Source organism: Ferrimonas balearica, assembly GCF_019802085.1.
Taxonomy (GTDB): Bacteria; Pseudomonadota; Gammaproteobacteria; order Enterobacterales; family Shewanellaceae; genus Ferrimonas; species Ferrimonas balearica_B.
The window spans coordinates 697,460-719,518 of the sequence record NZ_JAHVHV010000002.1 but is presented as its reverse complement, the minus strand read 5'-3'; the positions used below and the strand labels follow the sequence as shown (position 1 = coordinate 719,518).

General features: G+C 65.6%; 22 protein-coding genes. 10 read left to right on the top strand and 12 right to left on the bottom strand.

Annotated features, from left to right (window positions below; genetic code table 11):
- The first annotated feature begins 69 nt into the window (after positions 1-69).
- The 5 genes from KUV81_RS11690 to KUV81_RS11670 are packed head-to-tail and all read left to right on the top strand — an operon-like array spanning position 70 to position 5,282.
- Entirely contained in the window at positions 70-1,635 is a 1,566-nt protein-coding gene (locus tag KUV81_RS11690) for a sensor domain-containing diguanylate cyclase (RefSeq protein ID WP_222544028.1), read from the top strand.
- A 22-nt stretch (positions 1,636-1,657) separates the two neighbouring features.
- Positions 1,658-3,016, top strand: a complete 1,359-nt coding sequence (gene ppnN / locus KUV81_RS11685; protein ID WP_222544027.1) for a nucleotide 5'-monophosphate nucleosidase PpnN — start codon at positions 1,658-1,660, stop codon at positions 3,014-3,016.
- Positions 3,013-3,780, top strand: coding sequence for a flap endonuclease Xni (gene xni, locus KUV81_RS11680; protein ID WP_222544026.1), 768 nt, complete (start codon positions 3,013-3,015; stop codon positions 3,778-3,780). The genes ppnN and xni overlap by 4 nt, the downstream gene beginning before the upstream one ends.
- Positions 3,777-4,469 carry an SDR family oxidoreductase gene (locus KUV81_RS11675; RefSeq protein WP_222544025.1) on the top strand — a complete coding sequence of 231 codons (693 nt, stop codon included), beginning with the start codon at positions 3,777-3,779 and terminating at the stop codon, positions 4,467-4,469. Before xni ends, KUV81_RS11675 begins: the two co-directional genes overlap by 4 nt.
- Before the next feature lie 51 nt (positions 4,470-4,520).
- Entirely contained in the window at positions 4,521-5,282 is a 762-nt protein-coding gene (locus KUV81_RS11670; RefSeq protein WP_315900077.1) for an MBL fold metallo-hydrolase, read from the top strand.
- Between the two features lie 55 nt (positions 5,283-5,337).
- Here KUV81_RS11670 and sstT read toward each other — a convergent pair whose 3' ends face one another.
- Complete coding sequence (sstT, locus tag KUV81_RS11665; RefSeq protein ID WP_222544023.1) at positions 5,338-6,549, bottom strand: serine/threonine transporter SstT; 1,212 nt, start codon at positions 6,547-6,549, stop codon at positions 5,338-5,340.
- Between the two features lie 222 nt (positions 6,550-6,771).
- Here sstT and KUV81_RS11660 point away from each other — a divergent pair, with 222 nt between their 5' ends.
- Entirely contained in the window at positions 6,772-7,170 is a 399-nt protein-coding gene (locus KUV81_RS11660) for a DUF3192 domain-containing protein (RefSeq protein ID WP_222544022.1), read from the top strand.
- 30 nt (positions 7,171-7,200) lie between these two features.
- Here the strand turns inward: KUV81_RS11660 and KUV81_RS19865 are convergent, their stop codons facing one another.
- Positions 7,201-9,939: a S9 family peptidase gene (locus KUV81_RS19865; protein ID WP_222544021.1), complete on the bottom strand. Its 2,739-nt coding sequence runs from the start codon at positions 9,937-9,939 to the stop codon at positions 7,201-7,203.
- Positions 9,940-10,112: 173 nt separating this feature from the next.
- On the opposite strand from KUV81_RS19865, the gene KUV81_RS11650 reads away from it, so the two are divergent.
- Positions 10,113-11,120, top strand: a complete 1,008-nt coding sequence (locus KUV81_RS11650; protein ID WP_222544020.1) for an isocitrate dehydrogenase — start codon at positions 10,113-10,115, stop codon at positions 11,118-11,120.
- Positions 11,121-11,189: 69 nt separating this feature from the next.
- Here KUV81_RS11650 and rlmM read toward each other — a convergent pair whose 3' ends face one another.
- Genes rlmM through KUV81_RS11630 form a run of 4 tightly spaced genes read right to left on the bottom strand, consistent with a single transcriptional unit; the run spans position 11,190 to position 14,184 of the window.
- Positions 11,190-12,257 (bottom strand): 23S rRNA (cytidine(2498)-2'-O)-methyltransferase RlmM, encoded by a 1,068-nt coding sequence (gene rlmM, locus KUV81_RS11645; RefSeq protein WP_222544019.1) that lies wholly within the window; start codon positions 12,255-12,257, stop codon positions 11,190-11,192.
- Positions 12,250-12,633 (bottom strand): DUF423 domain-containing protein, encoded by a 384-nt coding sequence (locus tag KUV81_RS11640; protein WP_222544018.1) that lies wholly within the window; start codon positions 12,631-12,633, stop codon positions 12,250-12,252. Before KUV81_RS11640 ends, rlmM begins: the two co-directional genes overlap by 8 nt.
- Entirely contained in the window at positions 12,630-13,295 is a 666-nt protein-coding gene (locus KUV81_RS11635; protein ID WP_222544017.1) for an alpha/beta family hydrolase, read from the bottom strand. Before KUV81_RS11635 ends, KUV81_RS11640 begins: the two co-directional genes overlap by 4 nt.
- Positions 13,270-14,184: a transcriptional regulator GcvA gene (locus tag KUV81_RS11630; protein ID WP_222544016.1), complete on the bottom strand. Its 915-nt coding sequence runs from the start codon at positions 14,182-14,184 to the stop codon at positions 13,270-13,272. The genes KUV81_RS11635 and KUV81_RS11630 overlap by 26 nt, the downstream gene beginning before the upstream one ends.
- Positions 14,185-14,320: 136 nt before the next feature.
- Here KUV81_RS11630 and KUV81_RS11625 point away from each other — a divergent pair, with 136 nt between their 5' ends.
- Entirely contained in the window at positions 14,321-14,530 is a 210-nt protein-coding gene (locus tag KUV81_RS11625) for a hypothetical protein (RefSeq protein ID WP_222544015.1), read from the top strand.
- A gap of 39 nt (positions 14,531-14,569) precedes the next feature.
- Here the strand turns inward: KUV81_RS11625 and kdsA are convergent, their stop codons facing one another.
- The 6 genes from kdsA to hemA all read right to left on the bottom strand — a co-directional run bounded on the left by kdsA (position 14,570) and on the right by hemA (position 20,476).
- Positions 14,570-15,421 carry a 3-deoxy-8-phosphooctulonate synthase gene (kdsA, locus tag KUV81_RS11620; protein ID WP_222544014.1) on the bottom strand — a complete coding sequence of 284 codons (852 nt, stop codon included), beginning with the start codon at positions 15,419-15,421 and terminating at the stop codon, positions 14,570-14,572.
- A 33-nt stretch (positions 15,422-15,454) separates the two neighbouring features.
- Entirely contained in the window at positions 15,455-16,699 is a 1,245-nt protein-coding gene (locus tag KUV81_RS11615; protein ID WP_222544013.1) for a DUF819 domain-containing protein, read from the bottom strand.
- A 76-nt stretch (positions 16,700-16,775) separates the two neighbouring features.
- Positions 16,776-17,171 (bottom strand): SirB2 family protein, encoded by a 396-nt coding sequence (locus tag KUV81_RS11610; protein ID WP_222544012.1) that lies wholly within the window; start codon positions 17,169-17,171, stop codon positions 16,776-16,778.
- A gap of 37 nt (positions 17,172-17,208) precedes the next feature.
- A complete protein-coding gene (prmC, locus tag KUV81_RS11605; RefSeq protein ID WP_222544011.1) occupies positions 17,209-18,048 on the bottom strand; it encodes a peptide chain release factor N(5)-glutamine methyltransferase in 840 nt (279 codons plus the stop codon).
- Positions 18,049-19,131 carry a peptide chain release factor 1 gene (prfA, locus tag KUV81_RS11600; protein ID WP_222544010.1) on the bottom strand — a complete coding sequence of 361 codons (1,083 nt, stop codon included), beginning with the start codon at positions 19,129-19,131 and terminating at the stop codon, positions 18,049-18,051. It abuts the gene before it with no gap.
- A gap of 94 nt (positions 19,132-19,225) precedes the next feature.
- A complete protein-coding gene (gene hemA, locus KUV81_RS11595) occupies positions 19,226-20,476 on the bottom strand; it encodes a glutamyl-tRNA reductase (protein WP_222544009.1) in 1,251 nt (416 codons plus the stop codon).
- A gap of 149 nt (positions 20,477-20,625) precedes the next feature.
- Here hemA and lolB point away from each other — a divergent pair, with 149 nt between their 5' ends.
- Both lolB and ispE read left to right on the top strand, forming a co-directional pair.
- Positions 20,626-21,219, top strand: coding sequence for a lipoprotein insertase outer membrane protein LolB (gene lolB, locus KUV81_RS11590; RefSeq protein ID WP_222544008.1), 594 nt, complete (start codon positions 20,626-20,628; stop codon positions 21,217-21,219).
- Positions 21,219-22,058 (top strand): 4-(cytidine 5'-diphospho)-2-C-methyl-D-erythritol kinase, encoded by an 840-nt coding sequence (ispE, locus tag KUV81_RS11585; RefSeq protein WP_222544007.1) that lies wholly within the window; start codon positions 21,219-21,221, stop codon positions 22,056-22,058. The genes lolB and ispE overlap by 1 nt, the downstream gene beginning before the upstream one ends.
- Position 22,059: the final 1 nt, after the last annotated feature.

Below are 22,059 nucleotides of genomic sequence, written 5' to 3'. Positions count from 1 at the left end.
CGATACCATGTGAAGAACAAGAAAAATCAGTAACTAGCACGCATTCGCGGGCGGCGGATTCAGGAACCGATGAAAGAGGCGACCCCTTCTGATCTGGCTCAGGACAACCTGGCGCACCAGTTAAAACGCGCCCAGGTGGCCCAGCAGCAATTGCGGGACTTCCAGGAGCTTCACGACCGTCAAGTCCGGGGACTGGTGGAGTGCATCCACCATCTGAGCATCAACTGCAAAGGACAGAATTTGGAGCTGGACAACCGCCTGGCCAAGCTGCGGGCGCAGCTGGCCGACGAGAAGGACCTGGACAAGGCGTTGCCTGAGCTGGCCAACCTGTGCCGGGCCCTGCAGAACCAGTACCAGCTGACCCAGCGGGAGATCGGCAGCAGCCAGCAGGCCCTGCTCTCCCTGGCCCGTCGCCTGGCCCAGCTGGCCGAGCTGCCGGACCAGATGCAGCGGGAGCTGCACTTCTTCCAGCAGGACGTGCAGAAGCCGATGCACACCCTGTGGGAGTTCCTGCCCCACGTCACCCGCCTGATCCACCACTACGAATCCCTGCTTAAGGAGCGGATGGCCAGCGACGAGCCGCTGCCCATCACCCCCCGCCACCGCCAGCTCAGCCACGAGCTGGCCCACCTGCTCAGCGAGATGGATTTTCGCACCGAGAGCCGGGACGTGGTGGCCGCCATCAAGGCGGAGCTGGCCGGCGAGATCAGCGCCGAACAGCTGCTGGAGGCCTACCAGCAGGTGCTCCACCTGGTGCTGGCGGACATCGCCAAGGAGAAGAGCGCTTCCCAGCAGTTCCTCTACGCGCTGAACGACGCCCTGGGGGCGGTGCGCGAAGCGGTGGCGGACAACTGGAACCAGTCGGTGCGCAACTTCGGCCACCAGCGGGAGTTCAATCGCCAGCTCTCCACCCAGTGCCTGGAGATCGGCGACACCGTGCGCAACGCCACCCAGCTGGACCAGCTCAAGCAGCACGTGGGCAACGAGCTGTCCGCCATCCGTGAGCTGCTCAAGAAGCGCGACGAGGAGGAGACCCGGGAGTTTGCCCGCCTCAAGGCCAGCATGGAGAAGATGCGCAAAGAGCTGACCGCCCTCTCCTCCGAAGCCAGCGGCTACAAGGAGCAGCTGGTGGAGCAGCAGCGTCTGAACATGCTCGACGCCCTGACCCAATTGCCCAACCGGGCGGCCCTGGATGAGCGCCTGAAGCGGGAGTACCGCAACGTGCGCCGCTACGGCAACGACCTCTGGGTGGCGGTGGCCGACATCGATCACTTCAAGGGGATCAACGACAATTTTGGCCATACTACAGGGGACAAGACCCTGCAGGTGGTGGCCATGGCGCTGAAAAACTCCCTGCGCAAAGGGGAGTTCGTGGCCCGCTATGGCGGGGAGGAGTTTGTCCTGTTGCTGCCAGACGTGACCGAGGATCAGGTGCACCAGATCCTCAACCGCACCCGGGAGCGGATCAAGGCGATCCCCTTCAAGTTCCGTAACGAGAAGCTCTCCATCACCGTCTCCATCGGCGCCGCCCTGGTGACCGGTGGGGAGACCATGCAGGAGACCTTCGAGCGCGCCGATGCGGCCCTCTACCGGGCCAAGCGCAAGGGACGGGATAGGGTCGAAATCGACACCTGAACAACAACCATAAGGGGGGATCATGCAGATTCAAGTGCGTCCCCGGGGCAGCCTGGACCAGCTGTCCCAACTGGAGGTGGAGCGGCTGCGAGACAGCGCCGCCTCCGAACTCTACCAGCTCTACCGCAACTGCTCCCTCGCGGTGCTCTCCTCCGGGCTCTCCAGTGACGACAGCGCCGCCCTGTTCGAACGCTACCAGGACTTCAAGGTTCGGGTGCTGCGCCAGGAGCGTGGCATCAAGCTGGAGCTGACCCAGCCCCCCGAGGAGGCCTTCGTCGACGGCAAGATCATCCGCAGCATCCAGGAGCACCTGTTTGCCGTACTGCGGGACATCCTCTACATCAGCGACCGCTACGAAAACCTCCGCCACATCAACCTCACCAACTCCACCCACATCACCAACGTGGTGTTCGAGATCCTGCGCAACGCCAAGGCGATCAGCCCCGGCGGCGAGACGGATCTGGTGGTGTGCTGGGGGGGCCACAGCATCAACGCCGTGGAGTACCAGTACACCCGGGAGGTGGGCTACGAGCTGGGGCTGCGGGAGCTCAACATCTGCACCGGCTGCGGCCCCGGCGCCATGGAGGGGCCGATGAAGGGCGCCGCCATCGCCCACGCCAAGCAGCGGATCCGCGACGGCCGCTTCCTGGGGCTGACCGAACCCTCCATCATCGCCGCCGAGCCCCCCAATCAGATCGTCAACGAGCTGGTGATCCTGCCGGACATCGAGAAGCGCCTGGAGGCCTTTGTCCGCCTGGCCCACGGCATCGTCATCTTTCCCGGCGGCGTCGGCACCGCCGAGGAGCTGCTCTACCTGCTGGGGATCCTGCTGCACGAGGAGAACCGCGCTCAGCCCCTGCCGGTGGTGCTCACCGGTCCCCAGAGCAGCCGGGCCTACTTCGACGAGATCAACGAGTTCATCGGCGCCACCCTGGGCCCCGAGGCCCAGAGCCGCTACCACATCATCATCGACGACCCCCAGGCCGTGGCCCGCTGCCTGAAACAACAGCTGCCTGAGGTGAAAAGCTACCGCCTCAGCACCGAGGACGCCTTCGCCTTCAACTGGCGGCTCAAGATTGAGCCGGAGTTCCAGCTGCCCTTCGAGCCGGACCACGACAACATGGCCAACCTGGATCTGCGGCCCCAGGCCAACAAGGCGATGCTGGCCGGTCACCTGCGCAAGGCGTTCTCCGGCATCGTGGCCGGCAACGTCAAGGCCCAGGGGATCAAGGCGATCCGCCACCGGGGCCCCTTCCAGATCCGCGGCGACAAGACCCTGATGGCGCGAATGGACGCCCTGCTGGGGGCCTTCGTCACCCAGGGCCGCATGAAGCTGCCCGGCAGCGTCTACCACCCCTGTTACGAGATCATCAAAGGATGAAACCCAAGCTCCTGCTCATCGACGGTCTCAACCTGGTGCGTCGGCTCCACGCCGCCGTGCCCGGGGAGGCCGCCGAGGACCTCAAGCGCCGCTGCCTCGGCGCCCTGGACAAGGCCCTGCGCCAGCACAAGCCCAGCCACGCCATCCTGGTGTGGGACGGTGGCCACGAGCGCAGTTGGCGCCGGGCGCTCTACCCCGAGTACAAGGCCCACCGCAAACCCATGCCCGAGGACCTGGCAAAGGCCCTGCCGCTGCTGGACGACGGCTTTGCCCAGCAGGGAGTGCGGTCGGTCAAACAGGCGGACCTGGAGGCGGACGATCTCATCGCCACCCTGGCCAGCAAGGTGGCGGACGCCGGCGGCGAGGTGGTGATCCTCTCCACCGACAAGGGGTTTGGCCAGCTGCTGGGAGCGGGGATCGGCCAGTGGGATCATTTCGAGGGCCACTGGATCGACGCCGAGCTCCTGGCCGCCAAGCTGGGGGTGCCCCAGCCACGATTGCTGGACTACTGGGCTTTGGCCGGGGACAGCGGCAATGGGATCCCCGGGGTGCCCGGGGTGGGCAAGAAAACCGCCCAGGATCTCGTCGCCCGTTTCGACAGCCTCAAAGCGATGTTTGCCGAAGACGCGGTGGAGGGCAAACTGGGGGAGCGGCTGCGCAGCCACCAGGACGAGGCCCGCCTCAGCTACCGCCTGGTGCGCTTGAAAAAGGACATTCAACTTCAGCTCAACCTGAGCCAGTTTCGACTAGGGAGACACCCATGAGCCAGACCATCCTCATCACCGGCGCCAACCGCGGCATCGGCCTGGAGTTCGTGCGCCAGTACCTGGGCAGCGGCGCCCGCATCATCGCCTGCTGTCGGGAACCGGACCGTGCCGACGCCCTGATGGCCCTGGCCGAAGCCCACCCCAGCGAGCTGGATCTGGTGGCCCTGGACCTGGCCAAGCCATCCCAGCTGACTGGCCTCAAGGCCTACCTTGGGGATCTCAAACTGGACCTGCTGATCAGCAACGCCGGCGTCTACGGCCCCAAGGGCGTTCCCCTGAGTGCCCTCGATGGGGAGGATTTCGCCCCGGTGATGGCGGTCAATGTGCTGGCCCCCCTGCTGCTGGTGCAAAACCTCACCGACAACCTGGCCAAGGGCGCCAAGGTGGCCCTGCTCTCCTCCAAGATGGGCTCCATCACCGACAACGGCAGCGGCGGCAGCTACCTCTACCGGGCCTCCAAGTCGGCCCTGAACGCCATCGGCCGCAGCCTGTCCATTGACCTGGCGGAGCTGGGGATCAGCGTGGCCCTGCTCCACCCCGGCTGGGTGCAGACCGACATGGGGGGCCCCAATGCGCTGATCACCCCCCAAACTTCGGTGATGGGGATGCGCCATCTGCTGGCCCAACTGGACCTGACCGGCTCCGGCCGCTTCTACAACTACGACGGTACCGAGATCCCCTGGTAAGCCATGGCCATCCGGGAACGTTTTCACCTCGGCGCCCTTGAAGGGGTGCGAGTGGGCCGGTTTCAGTTCGGCATCAACACCACCTTTATCGTCTACCGGGTGGGGGACACCCTGTTCGACGCCGGGCCCCCCAATCAGTGGTCGTCGGTGGCCGCCTTTGTTTCCGAGCGCCCGGTGCGCCAACTGCTGCTCACCCACCACCACGAGGATCACAGCGGCAACGCCGGGCGGATCGCCACGCTGACCGGGGTCACCCCCATGGCCCCCGAGCCGGGAAGGGCCAAGCTGGCCCGGGGGTTCGCCACCCCGCCTTTGCAGCGGCTGATCTGGGGGGCGCCCTCCCCCCTCGCCACCGAGCCATTGGCCGACGACCTGCATCTGGAGGATGGCAGCCCCATCCAGCCGGTTTTCACCCCCGGGCATGCCCCGGACCTGACCTGCTTCCACCTGCCCCAGCAGGGCTGGCTGCTGAGCGGCGATCTCTACCTCTCCCGCAAGCTGCGCTACCTGCGCAGCGACGAGGACCTGGCCGAGCTGATGGCCAGCCTGCGCAAGGTGCTCACCCTGCCCTTCGACACCCTGCTCTGCCCCCACCGCGGACCGGTGCGCCAGGGCCACCAGGCGCTTTGCGAAAAACTGGCCAACCTGGAGCGGCTGTGCGCCGAGGCCCAGGCGCTGGCCCGACAGGGGCGCAGCGAAAAGGCGATCCTCAAGGCCCTGCTGGGACCGGAGGACTGGCTGGGGCACCTAAGCCGCTACAACCTCTCCAAGACCAACCTCATCCGCCAGGCGCTGACCGTCCCCCTGCCCTGAACGCCGCCCACAAAAAAGCCCGGCCAGTGCCGGGCTTTTTGCGGTTGGGTCGGGCTCAGCCCTGGCGGCTGGCCGCCTTGTCCGCCGCCGCGGTGAAGATCACGTCGGTGGAGCTGTTCAGGGCGGTTTCGGCGGAGTCCTGGATCACCCCGATGATGAAGCCCACGGCCACCACCTGCATCGCCACGGCGTTGTCGATGCCGAACAGGCTGCAGGCCAGGGGGATCAGCAGCAGGGAGCCACCGGCCACCCCGGAGGCACCACAGGCGGAGACCGCCGCCACCAGGCTCAGCAGCAGTGCGGTGGGCAGGTCCACGCTGATCCCCAGGGTGTGCACCGCCGCCAGGGTCAGCACGGTAATGGTGATCGCCGCGCCGGCCATGTTGATGGTGGCCCCCAGGGGGATGGAGACCGAGTAGGTGTCCTCGTGCAGGTCCAGCCGCTTGCACAGATCCAGGTTGACCGGCACGTTGGCAGCGGAGCTGCGGGTGAAGAAGGCGGTCACCCCGCTCTCCCGCAGGCAGCGCAGCACCAGCGGGTAGGGGTTTTCCCGGGTCTTCACGAAGACGATGAGCGGGTTCACCCCCAGGGCGATGATCGCCATGGCGCCCAGCAGCACCGCCAGCAGGTGGGAGTAGCCCCACAGCGCGTCGAAGCCGGTGGTGGCCAGGGTGTTGGCCACCAGGCCGAAGATCCCCAGCGGGGCAAAGCGGATCACCACCCGGACAATCTGGGTGATGCTGTCGGAGACGTCGTGGAACACCTGCTTGGTGGCCTCAGAGGCCCGGTGCAGGGCCAGCCCCAGGGCGATACCCCAGGCCAGGATCCCGATAAAGTTGCCGGTCATCAGGGCGTTCACCGGGTTGTCCACCACCTTGAACAGCAGGGTGTGCAGCACCTCGCCGATCCCCTCCGGCGGGGCCACCGTGGTCTGCTCGGTGACCAGGGCCAGGGTGGTGGGGAAAGCGAAGCTCAGTAGCACCGCGGTCAGGGCGGCGCTGACGGTGCCCACCAGGTAGAGGCCGATGATGGGGCGCATGTGGGTGTGCTGACCCGGCTTCTGGTTGGCGATGGAGGAGGCCACCAGGATAAACACCAGGATGGGGGCCACCGCCTTCAAGGCGGAGACGAAGAGATCCCCCAGCAGGCCGACGGACTGGGCGGAGGCCGGCGAGAGCGCCGCCACGGCGATGCCGACAATGATACCGATGAGGATCTGGAGAACCAGGCTGCCCCGAAAAACGCGAGATAGGAGTGATTGCATCATAATGGTTTTAACTGTTTTATCGTTGTAATTGCCGCGACCGGTCGGCCGCAGGAAACCGTGGTTGTAACAATCTATGCCGCGTTTTGTCCATCCCGATCCGTCCGTTAGTTGATCTTTATCCTTGAGTAACGGTGTTCACTGGTCCAGCCCCCTGACGGCCCACTTTGCTTGTTCCGGGCCGACTGCTACCCTAGGCGGGTTGGTAACAAGGAGTTTACATTGATGAGTCAGGGAAAAAGCCGCCTGGTGCCCTTGGTGGCCGGATTGATTGGGGTGTATCTGGTGTTTGTGGTGGCGGTGATCGCCCTGTGGGAGGAGACCCCGTCCACCCCCGACAACATGGACTGGGATGACCGTCAGAAGCACAACGTGGCGGTGATCGCTTCCCTGGAACCGGGGCTGTCCAAGACGGTGGTAATGGAACGCCTGGGCAACCCGGATTTTTCCGAGGCCCTCAACGACGCCGATGGCCAGGGGATCCTGGTGCTGCGCTACCGCACCCACCGCACCAAGGGGGACGGTGAAACCACCCAGGATGAAACCACCCCGCTGCTGTTCCGCGACGGCGTGCTGTTCGCCTGGGGCGAAAACGCCTTCGAGCGATGGCAGAACGGGGGATAAAACAACGGCCGCGAAAGCGGCCGTTCTCTTTTACTGGTCCGGTTTGCGGTAGGGCAAACCGTTGACCCACCAATCCGGAGCCGGGGCCCCCTTCAGGGTAAAGTCGAAGAACGCCTTCATCTTCAGCGTGTAGTCCAGCTTGTTGGGGTACTGCTTGGGGTGGTGCGGCTCGTTCTGGTACTGCAGCATCACCACCGGCTTGGCCAGCCGACGCATCGCCAGGTAGAGCTCGATCCCCTGCTGCCAGGGCACGGCATCGTCCACGTCGCCGAACATGATCACCATGGGCGTCTTGACCTTATCGGCGTAGAACACCGGGCTGTTCTCGATGTAGAGATCCGGTGCCTCGTAGAGGCTGGGACCGATGCGGCTCTGACCGGACTCGTACTGGAACTGACGCCCCAGCCCGGAGCCCAGACGGATCCCGGTGTAGGCGGAGGTCATGTTGGAGACCGGTGCGCCGGTCACCACCGAGGCGAAGCGGTCGGTCTGGGTGACGATGTAGGCGCTCTGGTAGCCGGCCCAGGAGTGGCCCTGCAGGCCGATCGCCTTGGGATCCGCCACCCCCATCTCAACAATCTTGTCCGCCCCGGAGAGCAGCGCCTTGAGGGACGCCGGCCCCGGCCGCCCCACTTCGAACACGACGTCCGGCAGGAAGATGGCGTACCCCTCGCTGGCGTACCAGGGGAAGTTGGGCCTGTGGTTGATCGCCATCTGCGGGAAGGCGTGCAGGCGATCGCTCATAAAGCGGTAGAAGTAGATCATGGTGGGCAGCGGTCGCTGACCGTCGTACCCCGGCGGGGTGATCAGCACCCCCTTGAGGGGTTGACCGTCTTCGGTCTCCCAGCGCACCAGTTGGGCCTGACCCCAGTCGAGGCGATCCAGCTGGTCCCCCAGGCGACTGAGCTGCTCCGGTTCGCTGCTGGCGTTGGCACTGAGGTAGAGATCCGGGAAGCGGTCATAGCGCTCAAAGCTCAGCATCAGGGTGTCCGCCTCGGCGGCCTTGGCCAGGAACTTCACCCGGTAATCCCCCTGCTGCCAGGGGCTCAGGCTGCCGTCGGCCAGGGCCAGGCGGTACAGCCCCTCGGCCTTGCTCTGCTCGTTGACCCCGTGCACCAGCAGCTCGGCGCTGGCCGCCACCGACAGGGCGTCGGGATCCGTGGTCTGCACCCGGTAGAGAGTGTCGGCCTCGCGGCCCTCGGTCAGCCGGTTGAGCTTGCCGCTGGCGCTGTCGAAGCGCCAGATGTCGTACTTGTCGTACACCAGGGCACCGGCATCGCCGCTCAGCCAGGGGCCGAAGCCGTAACCCGGGGCGGGGCTGGGGTAGTCGTGGTCCTCGTTGGAGAAGCCGTCCGCCAGCTTGCGGGTGCGGTTGCGCTGAACGTCGTGGTGATAGAGGCCATCGCGCACATGCCAGAGCACCTGGCTGCCACCGGGGGCCAGGGTCGGGGTGTCGGCGCTGCCCAGTTGCACCGCCAGGGCGCGACGCTGGCCGGTTTTCAGGTCCACCAGGTACCAGTCCTTGTAGAAGCCGGCCCAGGAGATCATCTTGCGGTAGGGCTTATCGGAGCTAGCCAGCAGGTGGTTGGGGTTGTCCCCCATCACCAGGGTGGGCACCTCAGAGTCGGTGAGCTGGACGTAGGTGTCGTCCCCCAGGTGCCACACCCCCGGATAGGTGCGCTTGCGCTCCTTGTCGTACTGGTGCATCTCCCGGGTCTTGATCTGCTCGTCGTCGCCGTGCCAGAGCACCAGATCGGCGCGGGCCAGCAGCAGATCCCGGTTGGTCAGATCCTCCGCCTGACCAAATTGGGGCTTCTCCGGCACCGCCGGCAGTCGGGCCTGGCGGCCGATAAAGAGCCGCTGGCCGTCGCGGCTGAAGGCCAGATCGCTGTAGGCGGACACCATAAAGTCGGCGTGGTTGAGCTCCTGCCAGCGCAGGGCGTCCCGGGCAAAGAGCCCCACCAGGTGCTCACGCTGACGGGCCTTGGCCTGGAGGGAGCCCCAGCTGAACCCCAGGACCGCGCCGCTGCGATCCCACACCAGGGCGCCGGTGCCATAGCCATCCTGCTGGTGCACCAGCACCGGCTTGAGGGCCGGGTCCAGGCGGTAGAGGGCGTTGCCCTTGCCCTCCTTCGCACTGGTGCTGAAGGCCAGGGCGCTGCCCTTTTTGGGCAGGGCAAAGTGGCGCACATCGGCAAAACGCTGTTCGCTGCCGTCGGTCAGATCCCGCACCAGCAGCGCGCTGCCCAGGTCCGCCTCGTCGATGCTCGGGGCTGCGTCCTCTTCCGACTTCGCCTCGTCGGCCGGCTCCGCGGCCTCGCTCTGTTCCGGCTCGAAGTGGATCACCAGCAATCGGCCGTCGTGACTGAAAGCGGCGGCCTTGACCCGCTCGAAGCGCTCCTGCTTGCCGGTCTGGGTCTGGATCAGCACCCGCCCGGCCTTCAGGCCCTTGCGCTCCTTGGCGCCGGCGTTCTCCTGCTCAAGCAGCGGAACCGGCTGTTCAAACAGCACAAAACGGCCGTTTGCGTTCACAATCGGCTTCTGTGCCCGCTCCAGGGTAAACAACTGACCGTCGGAGCGCCGTACCCGCCCCTGGGGATCGCCCCGGTCCGGGGCGGCGGTGAAGGCCACCACCGCGCCGTTGCCGGCCAACACGGGATCTTTCAGGCTCTTGAATCCCATAACCGCTTCCGGGGTGACCGGCGCCGCCAGCAGGGGCGTTGCCAGGATCCCCAACAGGGGTAAAAGGTTTCGAATTCGTCTCCGCACCGAACCACCTCTCAAAATGTCCATTTTTGTGACTTATACCTTCCGCTAGCTGTCAGTAAGCGGCAAAAAACGTTAAGATGTGCGCTGCATCATGCTAACAAAGCCCCGCCTCCCCGTCACAGGGAATAAGAAGGGCCAAGGATCCAACAAGTTCAACGTGGAAGGATGTAACGATGTCCGCAAGAAGCATTACCGTGATCCCCGGCGATGGGATCGGACCCGATATTGTCGATGCCACCCTCAAGGTGCTGGACAAGGCCGGCTGTAACTTCAACTACGAGTTCGCCGACGCGGGTCTCGCGGCACTGGAGAAACATGGAGAGTTGGTGCCCGCCAGCACTCTGGAGCTGATCGAAAAAAACCGTGTCACCCTCAAAGGCCCCCTGACCACCCCCATCGGTGAGGGCTTCACCTCCATCAACGTCAGCCTGCGCAAGCGCTTCAACCTGTACGCCAACGTGCGCCCGGTGCTGTCCCTCAAGGGCACCCAGGCCCGCTACGAAGACGTGGACATCATCACCATCCGGGAGAACACCGAGGGGATGTACTCCGGTGCCGGCCAGCGGGTGACCGACGACGGCAGCACCGCCGAGGCGATGAGCATCATCACCCGCGAAGGCGCCCAGCGGATCTGCGAGTTCGCCTACGAGCTGGCCCGCAAAGAGGGTCGCAAGAAGGTGACCGCGGTCCACAAGGCCAACATCATGAAGTCCACCTCCGGGCTGTTCCTCAAGGTGGCCCGGGAAGTGGGCGAGCGTTACCCGGACATCGAGTCCGAGGAGATGATCGTCGACGCCACCTGCATGAAGCTGGTGATGGACCCCTCCCAGTTCGACGTGATCGTCACGACCAACCTGTTCGGTGACATCCTCTCCGACCTGTGTGCCGGTCTGGTGGGCGGCCTGGGCCTGGCCCCGGGCGCCAACATCGGTAAGGACGCGGCGATCTTCGAGGCGGTGCACGGCAGCGCCCCGGACATCGCCGGTCAGGACCTGGCCAACCCCACCGCGCTGCTGCTCGGTGCGGTGCAGATGCTGGAGTACCTGGGCATGGCCGACAAGGCCGCCAAGATCCGGGACGCGGTGCGCGACACCATCGCCGCCGGTGAGTGTGTCACCCGTGACCTGGGCGGCAACGCCGGCACCAAGGCGTTCACCGACGCCATCCTGGCCCGCCTGTAACCGCGGCGCCCAGCAAAAAGGCTCCCCGAGGGGAGCCTTTTTTGTGCCGGTTCGACGAGCCTTAGCCCCTCAGCGGCGACGGTGCAGGTAGACGGTGATCTCCTCGCGGTCGTGGTAGAGGTGCTTGGCTTGCAGCTCGAACTCGACCCCGGCGCTGTGGAGGATCTCCGTCAGCAGGTTCAGCGACTCGTAGACGCTGACGTAGCGCTGCTTCATGGGCAGCTTGAGGTTGAAGATCGCCTGGCTGGCCCAGCCTCGCACCAGCCAGGCCGCCATGAGCTGGGCCACCCGGTCCGGTTTCTCCACCATGTCGCACACCAGCCAGGTGACGTTCTTGCGGGGCGGCTCGAACTTGAAGCCGTCCGCCATATGGTGGGTGACCTGGCCGCTCTCCATCAGGCTGTCGGCCATGGGACCATTGTCCACCGCGTGAACAAAGAGCCCCCGGCGCACCAGCTGATAGGTCCAGCCCCCGGGGCAAGCCCCCAAGTCCACCGCCCACATGCCGGACTGCATCCGACTGGCCTGCTGCTCGGGGGTGAGGAAGAGGTTGATCGCCTCATCCAGCTTGAGGGTGGAGCGGCTGGGGGCCTCCGAGGGGAACTTGAGTCGCTCGATCCCCATAAAGTGGGCGGCGCCGTTGTCGGAGCGGCTGTAGCCCAGGTAGCCGTTCTGGTTGTCGGTGAGGAACAGGTGCATGCGGGGCATCTGCTCCTTCTCGGTCTTGGTCAGCAGGCCGGCCTGGCGCAGGGCCTGGCGCAGGGGCACGGTGAACTTGCGACAGAAGGTGAGCAGGGAGCGGTAGGCGTCGCCATCGCCGCTCTCCACCCACAGCTTGCCGCACTTGGGCAGGGCATCGCTGTGGGCCAGGACCGACGCCACCCGATCCGCCGGATCCATCTCAGACAGCTCGGCCAGCACCGCAAACCAGCTGCGGGCGAAGATGAGGTGCGCCAGGGGCAGGGTCTGGATCAGCCGCTCGGCGTCCCCCTCCTGGTAGCACTCGAACAGCACAAAGCCGCTGTCCCGCTCCAGGCGGGGGTAGCCGTACACCTCCAGCTCCGCAGCCCGGTCCTGGATCTCCGCCGCGCACTCCTTCTCAAACCCGGGACGGCAATGCAGCAGGACCTTATTCACGCTCACCTCCCTGGGTCAGGGCCATCACCGCCAGCAGGGCCCAGCCCACCATCAGGGTCAGCCCCCCCATGGGGGTGATGGGGCCGAAGCCCTTGCTGCCCACCAGCACCAAAGCATAGATGCTGCCGGAGAAGCCGAGCATGCCCACCACGAAGGCCAGGCCGGCGGCCACCAGCACCCGGCTTGGGCGCTGCATCAGCCACAGGGCCACGGCCATCAGCGCCAGGGCGTGGAAAAACTGGTACTGCACCGCGGTATTGAAGCTGGCCAGCAGCTCGGGGCTGACCTTACCAGGCAGACCGTGGGCGCCGTAGGCCCCCAGGCCGGTGGCCAGCAGACCACAGAGGGCCGCCAGCAGCAGGAAAACTCGACTCATGATGCGTGTCCTTGAATAAAGGCGCGGGCCAGTTCGGCAGCCCGGGCCAGGTTGTCGTGTTCGGTCAGGCCGCTGAGTTTGCGCGGCTTGAAGCTGTGGTCGCCGTCCGTCAGGTAGTGCAGGCGCGCCCCCTCCGGCAGGCGATGGGCCGCCAGCTCGGCGCGGCTGCCGAAGGTGTCCCGCTCCCCCTGCAATATCAGCAGGGGCCGGGTGCAGGCCAACACCGGCGCCCAGCGCCACTTCTCCGGCTCACTCTTGCCCACCGGGTGGAAGGGGTAGCCCAGGGCGATCACCCCGGCCGCTTCGGCCTCGGCGCCGCACACCGTGGCCACCCGCCCGCCCATGGACTTGCCCGCCAGATACAGCCGCCGACCGCTGCCGGACAGGGCGTCGATCCAGCCCTGGTAGCACTCGGTCAGTTTTGGCAGGCGATCCGGCGGGCGGCGGCGCTCCTCAGCCCGGGCGCGGATCATATAGGGAAATTCAAAGCGGATCACGGCGATGTCGTCGCCGGCCAGCAATTGGGCGAACTGGACCATAAAGGGGTGATCCATGCCAGCGCCGGCGCCGTGGGCCAGCAGCACCAGGTTGGGGGCGTCGGGGTTGCCGTCCAGCCGGTGCTCGGCGGGGAAGTCGTCAATCGGCAGAGGGGATAAGATCACTGTGGGCCTCGTCACTGAACATCTGCAGCATCCACTCACGGAACGCTTCAATCTTGCCTAAGTCCGCCTGGTTCTCATGGCACACCAGGTAGTAGGCGTTTTTGCTGAGCAGCACCTGCTCGAAGGGGCAGACCAACCGCCCCGCCTCCACCTCCGGTCGGGCCAGCACCGAGGAACCCAGGGCCACCCCCTGGCCATGGATCGCCGCCTGCAGCACCAGGGAGGAGTGGCTGAAGATGGGGCCGGAGTTGACGTTGAGGTTGGCCCCCACCTGCTTGACCCAGGCCTTCCAGTCCCGCCGGGACATGTCGTGCAGCAGGGTGAAGCGGGCCAGGTCCGCCACTTCCCGCAGGGGCCGCTCCCCCTGCAGCAGACGGGGGGAGCACACCGGCACCAGGCACTCGCTGCGCAGCTTGTCCGCTCGCAGTCCCGGCCAGTTGCCGCGGCCGAAGTAGACCGCCACGTCGACGTCGTCGGTCAGCGAGGCCTCGTCCTCGTCCACCGCCTTGATCCGCACGTCCACCTCCGGGTGCAGCTCAGAGAAGCGGGCCAGACGGGGCACCAGCCACTGGATGGCAAAGGAGGGGGTCATGCTGACAGTGAGGGAGCCGGTGGCGCTGCGGGCCAGCAGACGCTCGGTGGCGTCCGCCAACTGTGTAAAGAGATCTTTAATGTCGAGAAAATAGCTTTGACCCTCTTCCGTTAACAGAAGAGATCGATTCCGCCGGCGAAATAATTTTAATCCTAAGTACTCTTCGAGGGCCTTGATCTGATGGCTGACTGCGGCCTGGGTCACGAACAGCTCTTCTGCCGCGCGGGTAAAGCTCAGATGGCGGGCTGCCGCCTCAAATGCCTTGACCGCATTGAGGGGTGGAAGGCGCCTGGACATGATGATCCACCTCACGTTTTTTAATTAGATTATCTAATGGCCAATCATACATTAATTCGTTTGTAACCGGCACCGGAACAGGCTAATTTTTGCGCCGTATCCGACACATATTTTGCCGATTGGCAGGAGAAGTCACATGTCCACTATTGCACTGCTTGCTGCTCTGATCACCACCCCCGCTCTGCAACCGGAGCCGGTCCAATTCGACCACGAGGTGATCAACCAGGAGGTTCAGGCTCAGCTGCAGGATCAACTGGCGGAAGTTCGCCAGTCAATGTTCAACATGGAAGTGGGCCCGTCGGTGCAAGTCGCCAAGGTCGACAGCGACGAGCACGACGCCGAGTAATCGAAAAGAAAGCCGCCCGATGGGCGGCTTTTTTGTGTCTTACTGGATGTCCAGGTCCGGCTGGCTCTTGATGAGGTCATCCAGGGCCTTGAGCTGGGCCAGGAAGGGTTCCAGCTTCGCCAGCGGCAGGGCGCTGGGGCCGTCACACAGGGCCTGATCCGGCTCCGGGTGGGCTTCCAGGAAGAGGCCCGCCAGGCCGGTGGCCATACCGGCCTTGGCCAGCTCAACGGTCTGACGACGGCGCCCGCCGGAGGCCGCCCCCAGGGGATCGCGACACTGCAGGGCGTGGGTGACGTCGAAGATCACCGGCAGGCCGCCGGAGCTCTCCTTCATGGTGCGGAACCCCAGCATGTCCACCACCAGGTTGTCGTAGCCGAAGTTGGCCCCCCGCTCACAGAGGATCACCTCCTCCTTACCGCACTCGCGGAACTTCTCCACGATGTTCTTCATCTGCCCCGGGCTCAGGAACTGGGGCTTCTTGACGTTGACCACGGCGTCAGTCTTGGCCATAGCCGCCACCAGATCGGTCTGACGGGCCAGGAACGCCGGCAGCTGGATCACGTCCACCACCTCGGCCACCGGGGCGGCCTGGTGAATTTCATGAACGTCGGTGATGAGCGGCACCTGGAAGGTGGCTTTGATCTCCTCGAAGATCTTCAGCCCCTCCTCCATCCCCGGCCCCCGGTAGGAGTGGATGGAGCTGCGGTTGGCCTTATCGAAGGAGGCCTTGAACACGTAGGGGATCTTCAGCTTCTCGGTGACCTGCACGTAGTGCTCGGCGATCCGCATCGCCAGGTCCCGGGATTCCAGGACGTTCATGCCACCAAACAGCACAAAGGGCTTGTCGTTGGCGACCTCGCATTGACCCACCTTGATGGTGACTGCGCTCATGCTAAAACCTCACTTATTGAATCGGCGTCCGCATTATACCGCCAACGCCTGCAAAATCTGCCCACAGAACCACGCCATGTAGGTGCCGAGCACGTAACCGAGCACCGCCAGCAGCACCCCCACCGGCGCCAGGGCCGGGTGAAAGGCCGCCGCCACCACCGGGGCACTGGCAGCGCCGCCGACGTTGGCCTGGCTGCCCACCGCCATGTAGAACAGCGGCGCCCGGATCGCCCGGGCCACCAGCAGCATGATGGCGGCGTGCACCATCATCCAGATGGCGCCGAGCAGGAAGTAGAGGGGCGCTTCGAGCACCGCCTTGATGTCCATGTGCATGCCGATGGTGGCCACCAGCACGTAGATGAAGGCGGAGCCCACCTTGGAGGCCCCCACCGCTTCGAGGCGGTGGGCCCGGGTCAGGGAGAGCAGCACCCCAAAGGTGGTGGCCAGCACCATCAGCCAGAAGAAGCCGGAGTGCAGGCTGTAGCGCTCCAGCTGGGGGAAGTGCTCGGCAAACCAGGGGGCCAGCAGATCGGCGCCGAAGTGGGCCAGGCCGGTGGTGCCGAAGCCCACCGCCAGGATCACCATAAGATCCCTAAGCAGGGGGATCTTGGCGTGCTCCTCCTGCCAGGCGGCCATGTGGTTCTGCAGCCGCTCCAGCGCCGAGGTGTCCGCCCCCAGCTTGCTGTCCCAGGCCCGCGCCCGGGGCACCAGGATCAGCAGCACCGCCATCCAGGCGTTGGCCACCAGCACGTCCACGGCGATCATGGCGGAGAAGATGGTGTCACCGACGCCGTAGATCTCCTTCATGGCGGTCTGGTTGGCGCCTCCGCCGATCCAGCTGCCGGCCACCGTGGTCATCCCCCGCCACACCGCCTCCGGCCCGTGGCCGTTCATCAGCTCCGGGAACAGCGCCGAGGTGGTCATCAGGGCCACCGGCGCGCCCAGGACAATGCCGACGGTGCCGGCCAGGAACATGATCACCGCCTTAGGGCCCAGTGAGGCGATCGCCTTGAGATCCAGGTTCAGGGTCAGCAGCACCAGGGCCGAGGGCAGCAGGTAGCGTGAGGCCATGTAGTAGAGGGACTTGTCGTCGCCGTCGATGACGCCAAAGGTGTTGAGCAACGACGGCAGAAAATAGCACAGCAGCAGGGCCGGCACGTAGCGGTAGAAGCGGCGCCAGAACGGGTGGGGGCTGTGGGAGGTGTAGAACACCCCACCGAGCACCAGCATCAGCAGGCCCAGAACGGTGGCGGGGTTGGTGAAGATCGCCTCGGACATCCAATACTCCTTTTGAAGCCGATCGTAAAAACGTCAAAAGGGGCCACGCTGGCCCCTGAAACCTTAGCCGACTGGCTCAGCCGAGCAAGATCGGGGTCTTGGTCATCGCCAAGCGGGCCATGTAGTAGACCCAGCCCAGGGCCCCAAGGAAGGCGAAGGTGCGGAACAGCTTGCCCCGCTGCAACTTGAAGGTGATGACGCCGAGCAGTATGTAGGCCACCAGGGCGATCATCTTCTCGGTCAGCCAGGCGCTGGTGCCCGGGTACTGGGCGATGGCGACGCAGAGCAGGACGCCGGAGAGCAGCAGGAAGGTGTCCAGCGCATGGGGGGCGATGCGCGCCCATTTGCGCCCCAGCAGCGGCGACTCCGCCATCAGCCAGACAAAGCGCAGGATGAAGAAGCCCACGCTGGCGGCGATCAGGGTCATGTGCAGGTGCTTGAGGCCGGGATAGAGGGAGTAGAACCATTCCATCGTATTGAAATTCCTTTCGTCTGTGATTGCGCCTAGGTTACGCGTTCCGCTGCCAGAAACCCAGTGTAAAGCGCTCGCGCTGGCCCAGATCCCGTCCGGTGCGCACCCCCTCGAAACCGGCCTCGGTGAACAGCGCCCGCACCGCCGCGCCCTGATCGTAACCGTGCTCCACCAGCAGCGCCCCGCCGGGGACCAGGTGGGCCCGGGCCTCGGTGGCCAGGTGGCGGATGTCCGCCAGCCCGCACTCCTCGGCGGTCAGGGCGGAGCGCGGCTCGAAGCGCACGTCCCCCTGGGTCAGGTGGGGATCGGTCGAATCGATGTAGGGGGGATTGGAGACGATAAGATCAAACCGCTGGCCCGCCAGGGGGGCGAACCAGCTGCCCTGGTACAGGGTGATGGGCAACGCCAGCGTCTCGCTGTTGCGCTGGGCCAGGGCCACCGCCTCGGCCACCCGGTCCACCCCGCTGACCCGCCACTGGGGGCGCTCGCTTTTGAGCGCCAGGGCGATGGCGCCGGTGCCGGTGCCCAGGTCCACCACCCGGGCCTCGGCCGGCAGGGTCAGGGCCAGGGCGGCCTCCACCAGCGCTTCGGTATCGGGGCGCGGGATCAGAGTGTGGGCGTTGACCTGCAGCGGCAGCGACCAGAACTCCCGCTCGCCGGTAAGGTGGGCCACCGGCTCACCGGCCTCGCGGCGGGCCAGCAGCCCCTCGAGGTTGGCCACCAGGGCCTCGGACAACGGGTGATCTGGCCAAGTGAACAGGAAACTGCGGGGCTTGCCGAGGCGGGCGAGCAGCAACAGCTCGGCGTCCAGTCGGGGGCTGTCGCTGTGACCGGTCAAGCGGGCCGTGGCCTGGGCCAGCCAGGCGTCCAGGCGCACTCAGGCCTCCTCTGCCAGGGCCGCCAGCAGGTCCGCCTGGTGCTCCTGGAGAATGGGCTCCATCAGCGCCGACAGGTCCCCCTCCATCACCTCCGACAGGCGGTAGAGGGTGAGGTTGATGCGGTGATCGGAGACCCGGCCCTGGGGGTAGTTGTAGGTGCGGATCCGCTCGGAACGATCGCCGGAGGCCACCAGGGAGCGACGGGTGCTGGTCTCTTCCGCCTTGCGCCGCTCCTCCTCCGCCGCCTGCAGCCGGGCGGAGAGCACCGCCATCGCCTTGGCGCGGTTCTTATGCTGGGAGCGCTCGTCCTGACACTCCACCACGGTGCCGGTGGGCAAGTGGGTGATCCGCACCGCCGAGTCGGTCTTGTTGACGTGCTGGCCGCCAGCGCCGGAGGCGCGGAAGGTGTCCACCTTGAGATCCGCGGGGTTTATTTCGATCGCCTCCGCCTCGGGCACCTCGGGCATCACCACCACGGTGCAGGCGGAGGTGTGAATGCGGCCCTGGGACTCGGTGGCGGGGACCCGCTGCACCCGGTGGCCGCCGGACTCGAACTTCATCTCGCCGTAGACGCCGTCGCCACTGAACTTGGCGATCACCTCCTTGTAGCCGCCGTGCTCACCGTCGCTGGCGGACATCAGCTCGATGGCCCAGCCCTTCTGCTCGGCGTAGCGGCTGTACATCCGCAGCAGATCGCCGGCGAAGATGGCGGCCTCGTCGCCGCCGGCCCCGGCACGGATCTCCACGAAGGCGCTGTTGTCGTCGTTGGGGTCCCGGGGCAGCAGCAGAATTTGCAGCTCCTGCTCCAGGGCCTCGGTCTGGGCCTTGGCCGCCTCCAACTCCTCCTGGGCCATCTCCTTCATGTCGGGATCCGACAGCAGCTCGGTGGCGGTCTCGATGTCTTCCTGGGCCTGCTGGTAGGCCAAAAAGGCCTTGGCCACCGCCTCAAGCTGGGCGTACTCCTTGGAGAGGGCGCGGAATCGGGTCTGATCGGCGATCACCTCGGGCTCCCCCAGTAGCGCCTGAACCTCTTCATAGCGCTCCAGCAACCCTTCCAGTTTGGCGTATACGGACGGCTTCATTGGATACCTTTGTCTTGGCCAGCGAATGTGGCGTCATAGCAAAGCGGAAGCCCGAGGCTTCCGCTTTTTTCAATCGATGGGAATCGGCAATGACTTAATTGTCGTCGATGCCGAGGGCGCTGCGCAAGAGCTCCAGGCTGTCGAGGTCGCCGGAGCGGGCGGCCTTGGAGAGTGCCTGGGTGGGGGAGTGGATCAGCTTGTTGGTCAGCTTGTTGGCCAGTTCCAGCATCACCGCTTCCGGTTCGGCACCGGCGGCGAGGCGCTCCTGGGCCCGCTGCAGCGCGTCCTGCTTGACGGTGTCGCTCTGGGCGCGGAAGGCGCGAATGGTGGCCACGGAGTCGAGGCTGCGCAGCCAGCTCATGAACTCGCCGGACTGTTCGTGGGCGATGAGCTCCGCCTGCTCCGCCGCTTCCAGACGGGAGGCCATGTTCTTCTGCACAATGCCCTGCAGGTCGTCCACGGTGTAGAGGTAGGCGTTTTCCAGGTCGCCCACTTCCGACTCGATGTCCCGGGGCACGGCGATGTCCACCAGCAGCATGGGCTGGTGACGACGCGCCTTGAGGGCGTTCTCCACCATCCCTTTACCCAGGATGGGCAGCGGCGAGGCGGTGGAGGAGATGACGATGTCCGCCTCCGCCAGGTGCTCGGGGATCTGGGACAGGGTCACCGCCTGGGCGCCGAACTCGGCGGCCATCCCCTCGGCACGGGCCAGGGTGCGGTTGGCCACCACCATGTTGTTGACGCCCTGCTCGGTCAGGTGGCGGGCCACCAGCTCGATGGTCTCACCGGCGCCCACGAGCAATACGCGGGACTGGGAGAGGTCGTCGAAGATGTGGCGGGCCAGGTTGACCGCGGCAAAGGCCACGGACACGGCGGAGGAGCCGATCTCGGTCTCGGTGCGGATCCGCTTGGCCACCTTGAAGGTGTGCTGAAACAGGCGGTCCAGGGTGTGGGCGATGGTGCCCACCTGCTTGGCGTCGGAGAACGCCTGCTTGATCTGACCGAGGATCTGGGGTTCGCCCAGCACCAGGGAGTCCAGGCCGGCAGACACCCGCAACAGGTGCTGTACGGCGGACTGTCCGGTGTGCATGTAGACGCACTCCCGCAGTTCGGCTTCATTAAGATTGTGGAACTGGCTAAGCCACGCAATCAGGCGCTCCGACTCCACCTGGTTGGTGTACAGTTCGGTGCGGTTGCAGGTAGAGAGGATCACAGCCTCTCCGGTGCGGGTTTCGCCAGCAAGACTCTTGAGGGCGTCGGTGAGGATGTCCGGGCCAAAGGCCACTTTTTCCCGCAGCGACACGCTGGCAGTCTTGTGATTGATTCCAATAGCAACTAACGTCATGGCTTCGTAACTTACTCGCCCTTTCTCTCAGACATTCCGTGGCGGCAAGGCAATTTTATGCATAAAGCGGTTGGCGAGGGAAATAAAACCGGGAGGAGTTACCCCCACCAGAGTGATCTCTGAGGGTTGGCGCACAAAGTTGGAAAAAAATGCTTAACCTATCATTCAAGACGTTACCGCTCTTATTACTTGTCATTCTCATTAACGGTTGTGCCACGGCCCCCACCCCGGCCGGGGACGCGCCGGCCGCCGACGCCCCCAACTGGCATTTGCGGGGCAAGCTGGCGGTGATCCAGCCCGATGAGCGGGTCTCCGCCAACCTCCATTGGCGCCACCGCAGCAGCTCCGGCCAGGACGACCTGCGCCTCTCCACGCCCATCGGCACCACGGTGCTGGTGCTCAACAGCCAGCCGGGGCGGGCCCAGGTGCGCTTCGATGGCCAGCAGCACGAAGGGCAAAGCGCCGATCAGCTGATCGAACGGCTGACCGGCTGGCCCCTGCCCCTGTCCCAGATCAGCCGCTACCTGTTGGGGGACACCCAGGGGGCCCAGGCGGTGCAGTACGATGAGTTCGGGGAGCCGTCGGCGCTGGAGCTGGTGCACCCGGCCACCGGCGAACAGTGGCAGCTGCGCTACCTGGGCTGGCAGCAGCTGTCCGGTTACAAGGTGCCCCGCCAGATCGAGTTGCGCCGGGGCGATCAGCGCTTAAAATTGGCGCTTTCCCACTGGCAACCGGAGCCCTGATGTCCGCCCACGCGCCCTGGCCCGCCCCGGCCAAGCTCAACCTTTGTCTGCACATCAATGGTCGTCGCGACGACGGCTACCACGAGCTGCAGACCCTGTTCCAGTTTCTCGACGTCGGTGACCGGCTCTCCTTCGGGATCACCGACGACGGCGACATCACCCTGACCCCGGCCATCGAGGGGGTCGCCAACGAAGACAACCTCATCGTCCGTGCCGCCCGTCGCCTGCAGGCTCACACCGGCACCCCCCTGGGCGCCCACATCCAACTGGAGAAGGTGCTGCCCATGGGCGGCGGCCTGGGGGGCGGCTCCTCCGACGCCGCCACCACCCTGGTGGCCCTCAACCACCTTTGGGGCACCGCAGTGGACGAGGACACCCTGGCGGAGCTGGGGCTGGCGCTGGGGGCCGACGTGCCGGTATTTGTCCGGGGCCGGGCGGCGATGGCCGACGGCGTGGGAGAGCAACTGCGGCCGGTGACCGTGGCGGAGCCCTGGTACCTGGTGGTGGTGCCGGATGTGGAGGTGAGCACCGCCGAGGTCTTTGGCCACCCGGACCTGACCCGGGACACCCCCAAGATCCCGGCTCTGGAAACCCAACCGGAACGCTGGCAGAACGACTGCCAGGCGGTGGTGTGCCAGACCTACCCCCAAGTTGCAAAGGCCTTGAGCTGGTTGATAGAATACGCGCCGTCAAAAATGACCGGTACCGGCAGCTGCGTGTTTGGGCAATTTGCCCAGCGGGATTCGGCTTTGGCGGCACTGAACGACCTGCCCAAGGAGTGGCAGGGGTTCGTCGCCCGAGGCTGCAATCTGTCGCCGCTGCGGACTAAACTGGGTTAGT

Coding starts and splice junctions, on each gene's coding strand:
- lolB (WP_222544008.1), top strand. CDS start 20,626: ATGCTTAACCTATCATTCAAGACGTTACCGCTCTTATTACTTGTCATT.
- prfA (WP_222544010.1), bottom strand. CDS start 19,131: ATGAAGCCGTCCGTATACGCCAAACTGGAAGGGTTGCTGGAGCGCTAT.
- KUV81_RS11660 (WP_222544022.1), top strand. CDS start 6,772: ATGAGTCAGGGAAAAAGCCGCCTGGTGCCCTTGGTGGCCGGATTGATT.
- KUV81_RS11650 (WP_222544020.1), top strand. CDS start 10,113: ATGTCCGCAAGAAGCATTACCGTGATCCCCGGCGATGGGATCGGACCC.
- KUV81_RS11625 (WP_222544015.1), top strand. CDS start 14,321: ATGTCCACTATTGCACTGCTTGCTGCTCTGATCACCACCCCCGCTCTG.
- KUV81_RS11630 (WP_222544016.1), bottom strand. CDS start 14,184: ATGTCCAGGCGCCTTCCACCCCTCAATGCGGTCAAGGCATTTGAGGCG.
- KUV81_RS11615 (WP_222544013.1), bottom strand. CDS start 16,699: ATGTCCGAGGCGATCTTCACCAACCCCGCCACCGTTCTGGGCCTGCTG.
- xni (WP_222544026.1), top strand. CDS start 3,013: ATGAAACCCAAGCTCCTGCTCATCGACGGTCTCAACCTGGTGCGTCGG.
- KUV81_RS11690 (WP_222544028.1), top strand. CDS start 70: ATGAAAGAGGCGACCCCTTCTGATCTGGCTCAGGACAACCTGGCGCAC.
- KUV81_RS11675 (WP_222544025.1), top strand. CDS start 3,777: ATGAGCCAGACCATCCTCATCACCGGCGCCAACCGCGGCATCGGCCTG.
- kdsA (WP_222544014.1), bottom strand. CDS start 15,421: ATGAGCGCAGTCACCATCAAGGTGGGTCAATGCGAGGTCGCCAACGAC.
- KUV81_RS11610 (WP_222544012.1), bottom strand. CDS start 17,171: ATGGAATGGTTCTACTCCCTCTATCCCGGCCTCAAGCACCTGCACATG.
- KUV81_RS11640 (WP_222544018.1), bottom strand. CDS start 12,633: ATGAGTCGAGTTTTCCTGCTGCTGGCGGCCCTCTGTGGTCTGCTGGCC.
- ppnN (WP_222544027.1), top strand. CDS start 1,658: ATGCAGATTCAAGTGCGTCCCCGGGGCAGCCTGGACCAGCTGTCCCAA.
- hemA (WP_222544009.1), bottom strand. CDS start 20,476: ATGACGTTAGTTGCTATTGGAATCAATCACAAGACTGCCAGCGTGTCG.
- ispE (WP_222544007.1), top strand. CDS start 21,219: ATGTCCGCCCACGCGCCCTGGCCCGCCCCGGCCAAGCTCAACCTTTGT.
- sstT (WP_222544023.1), bottom strand. CDS start 6,549: ATGATGCAATCACTCCTATCTCGCGTTTTTCGGGGCAGCCTGGTTCTC.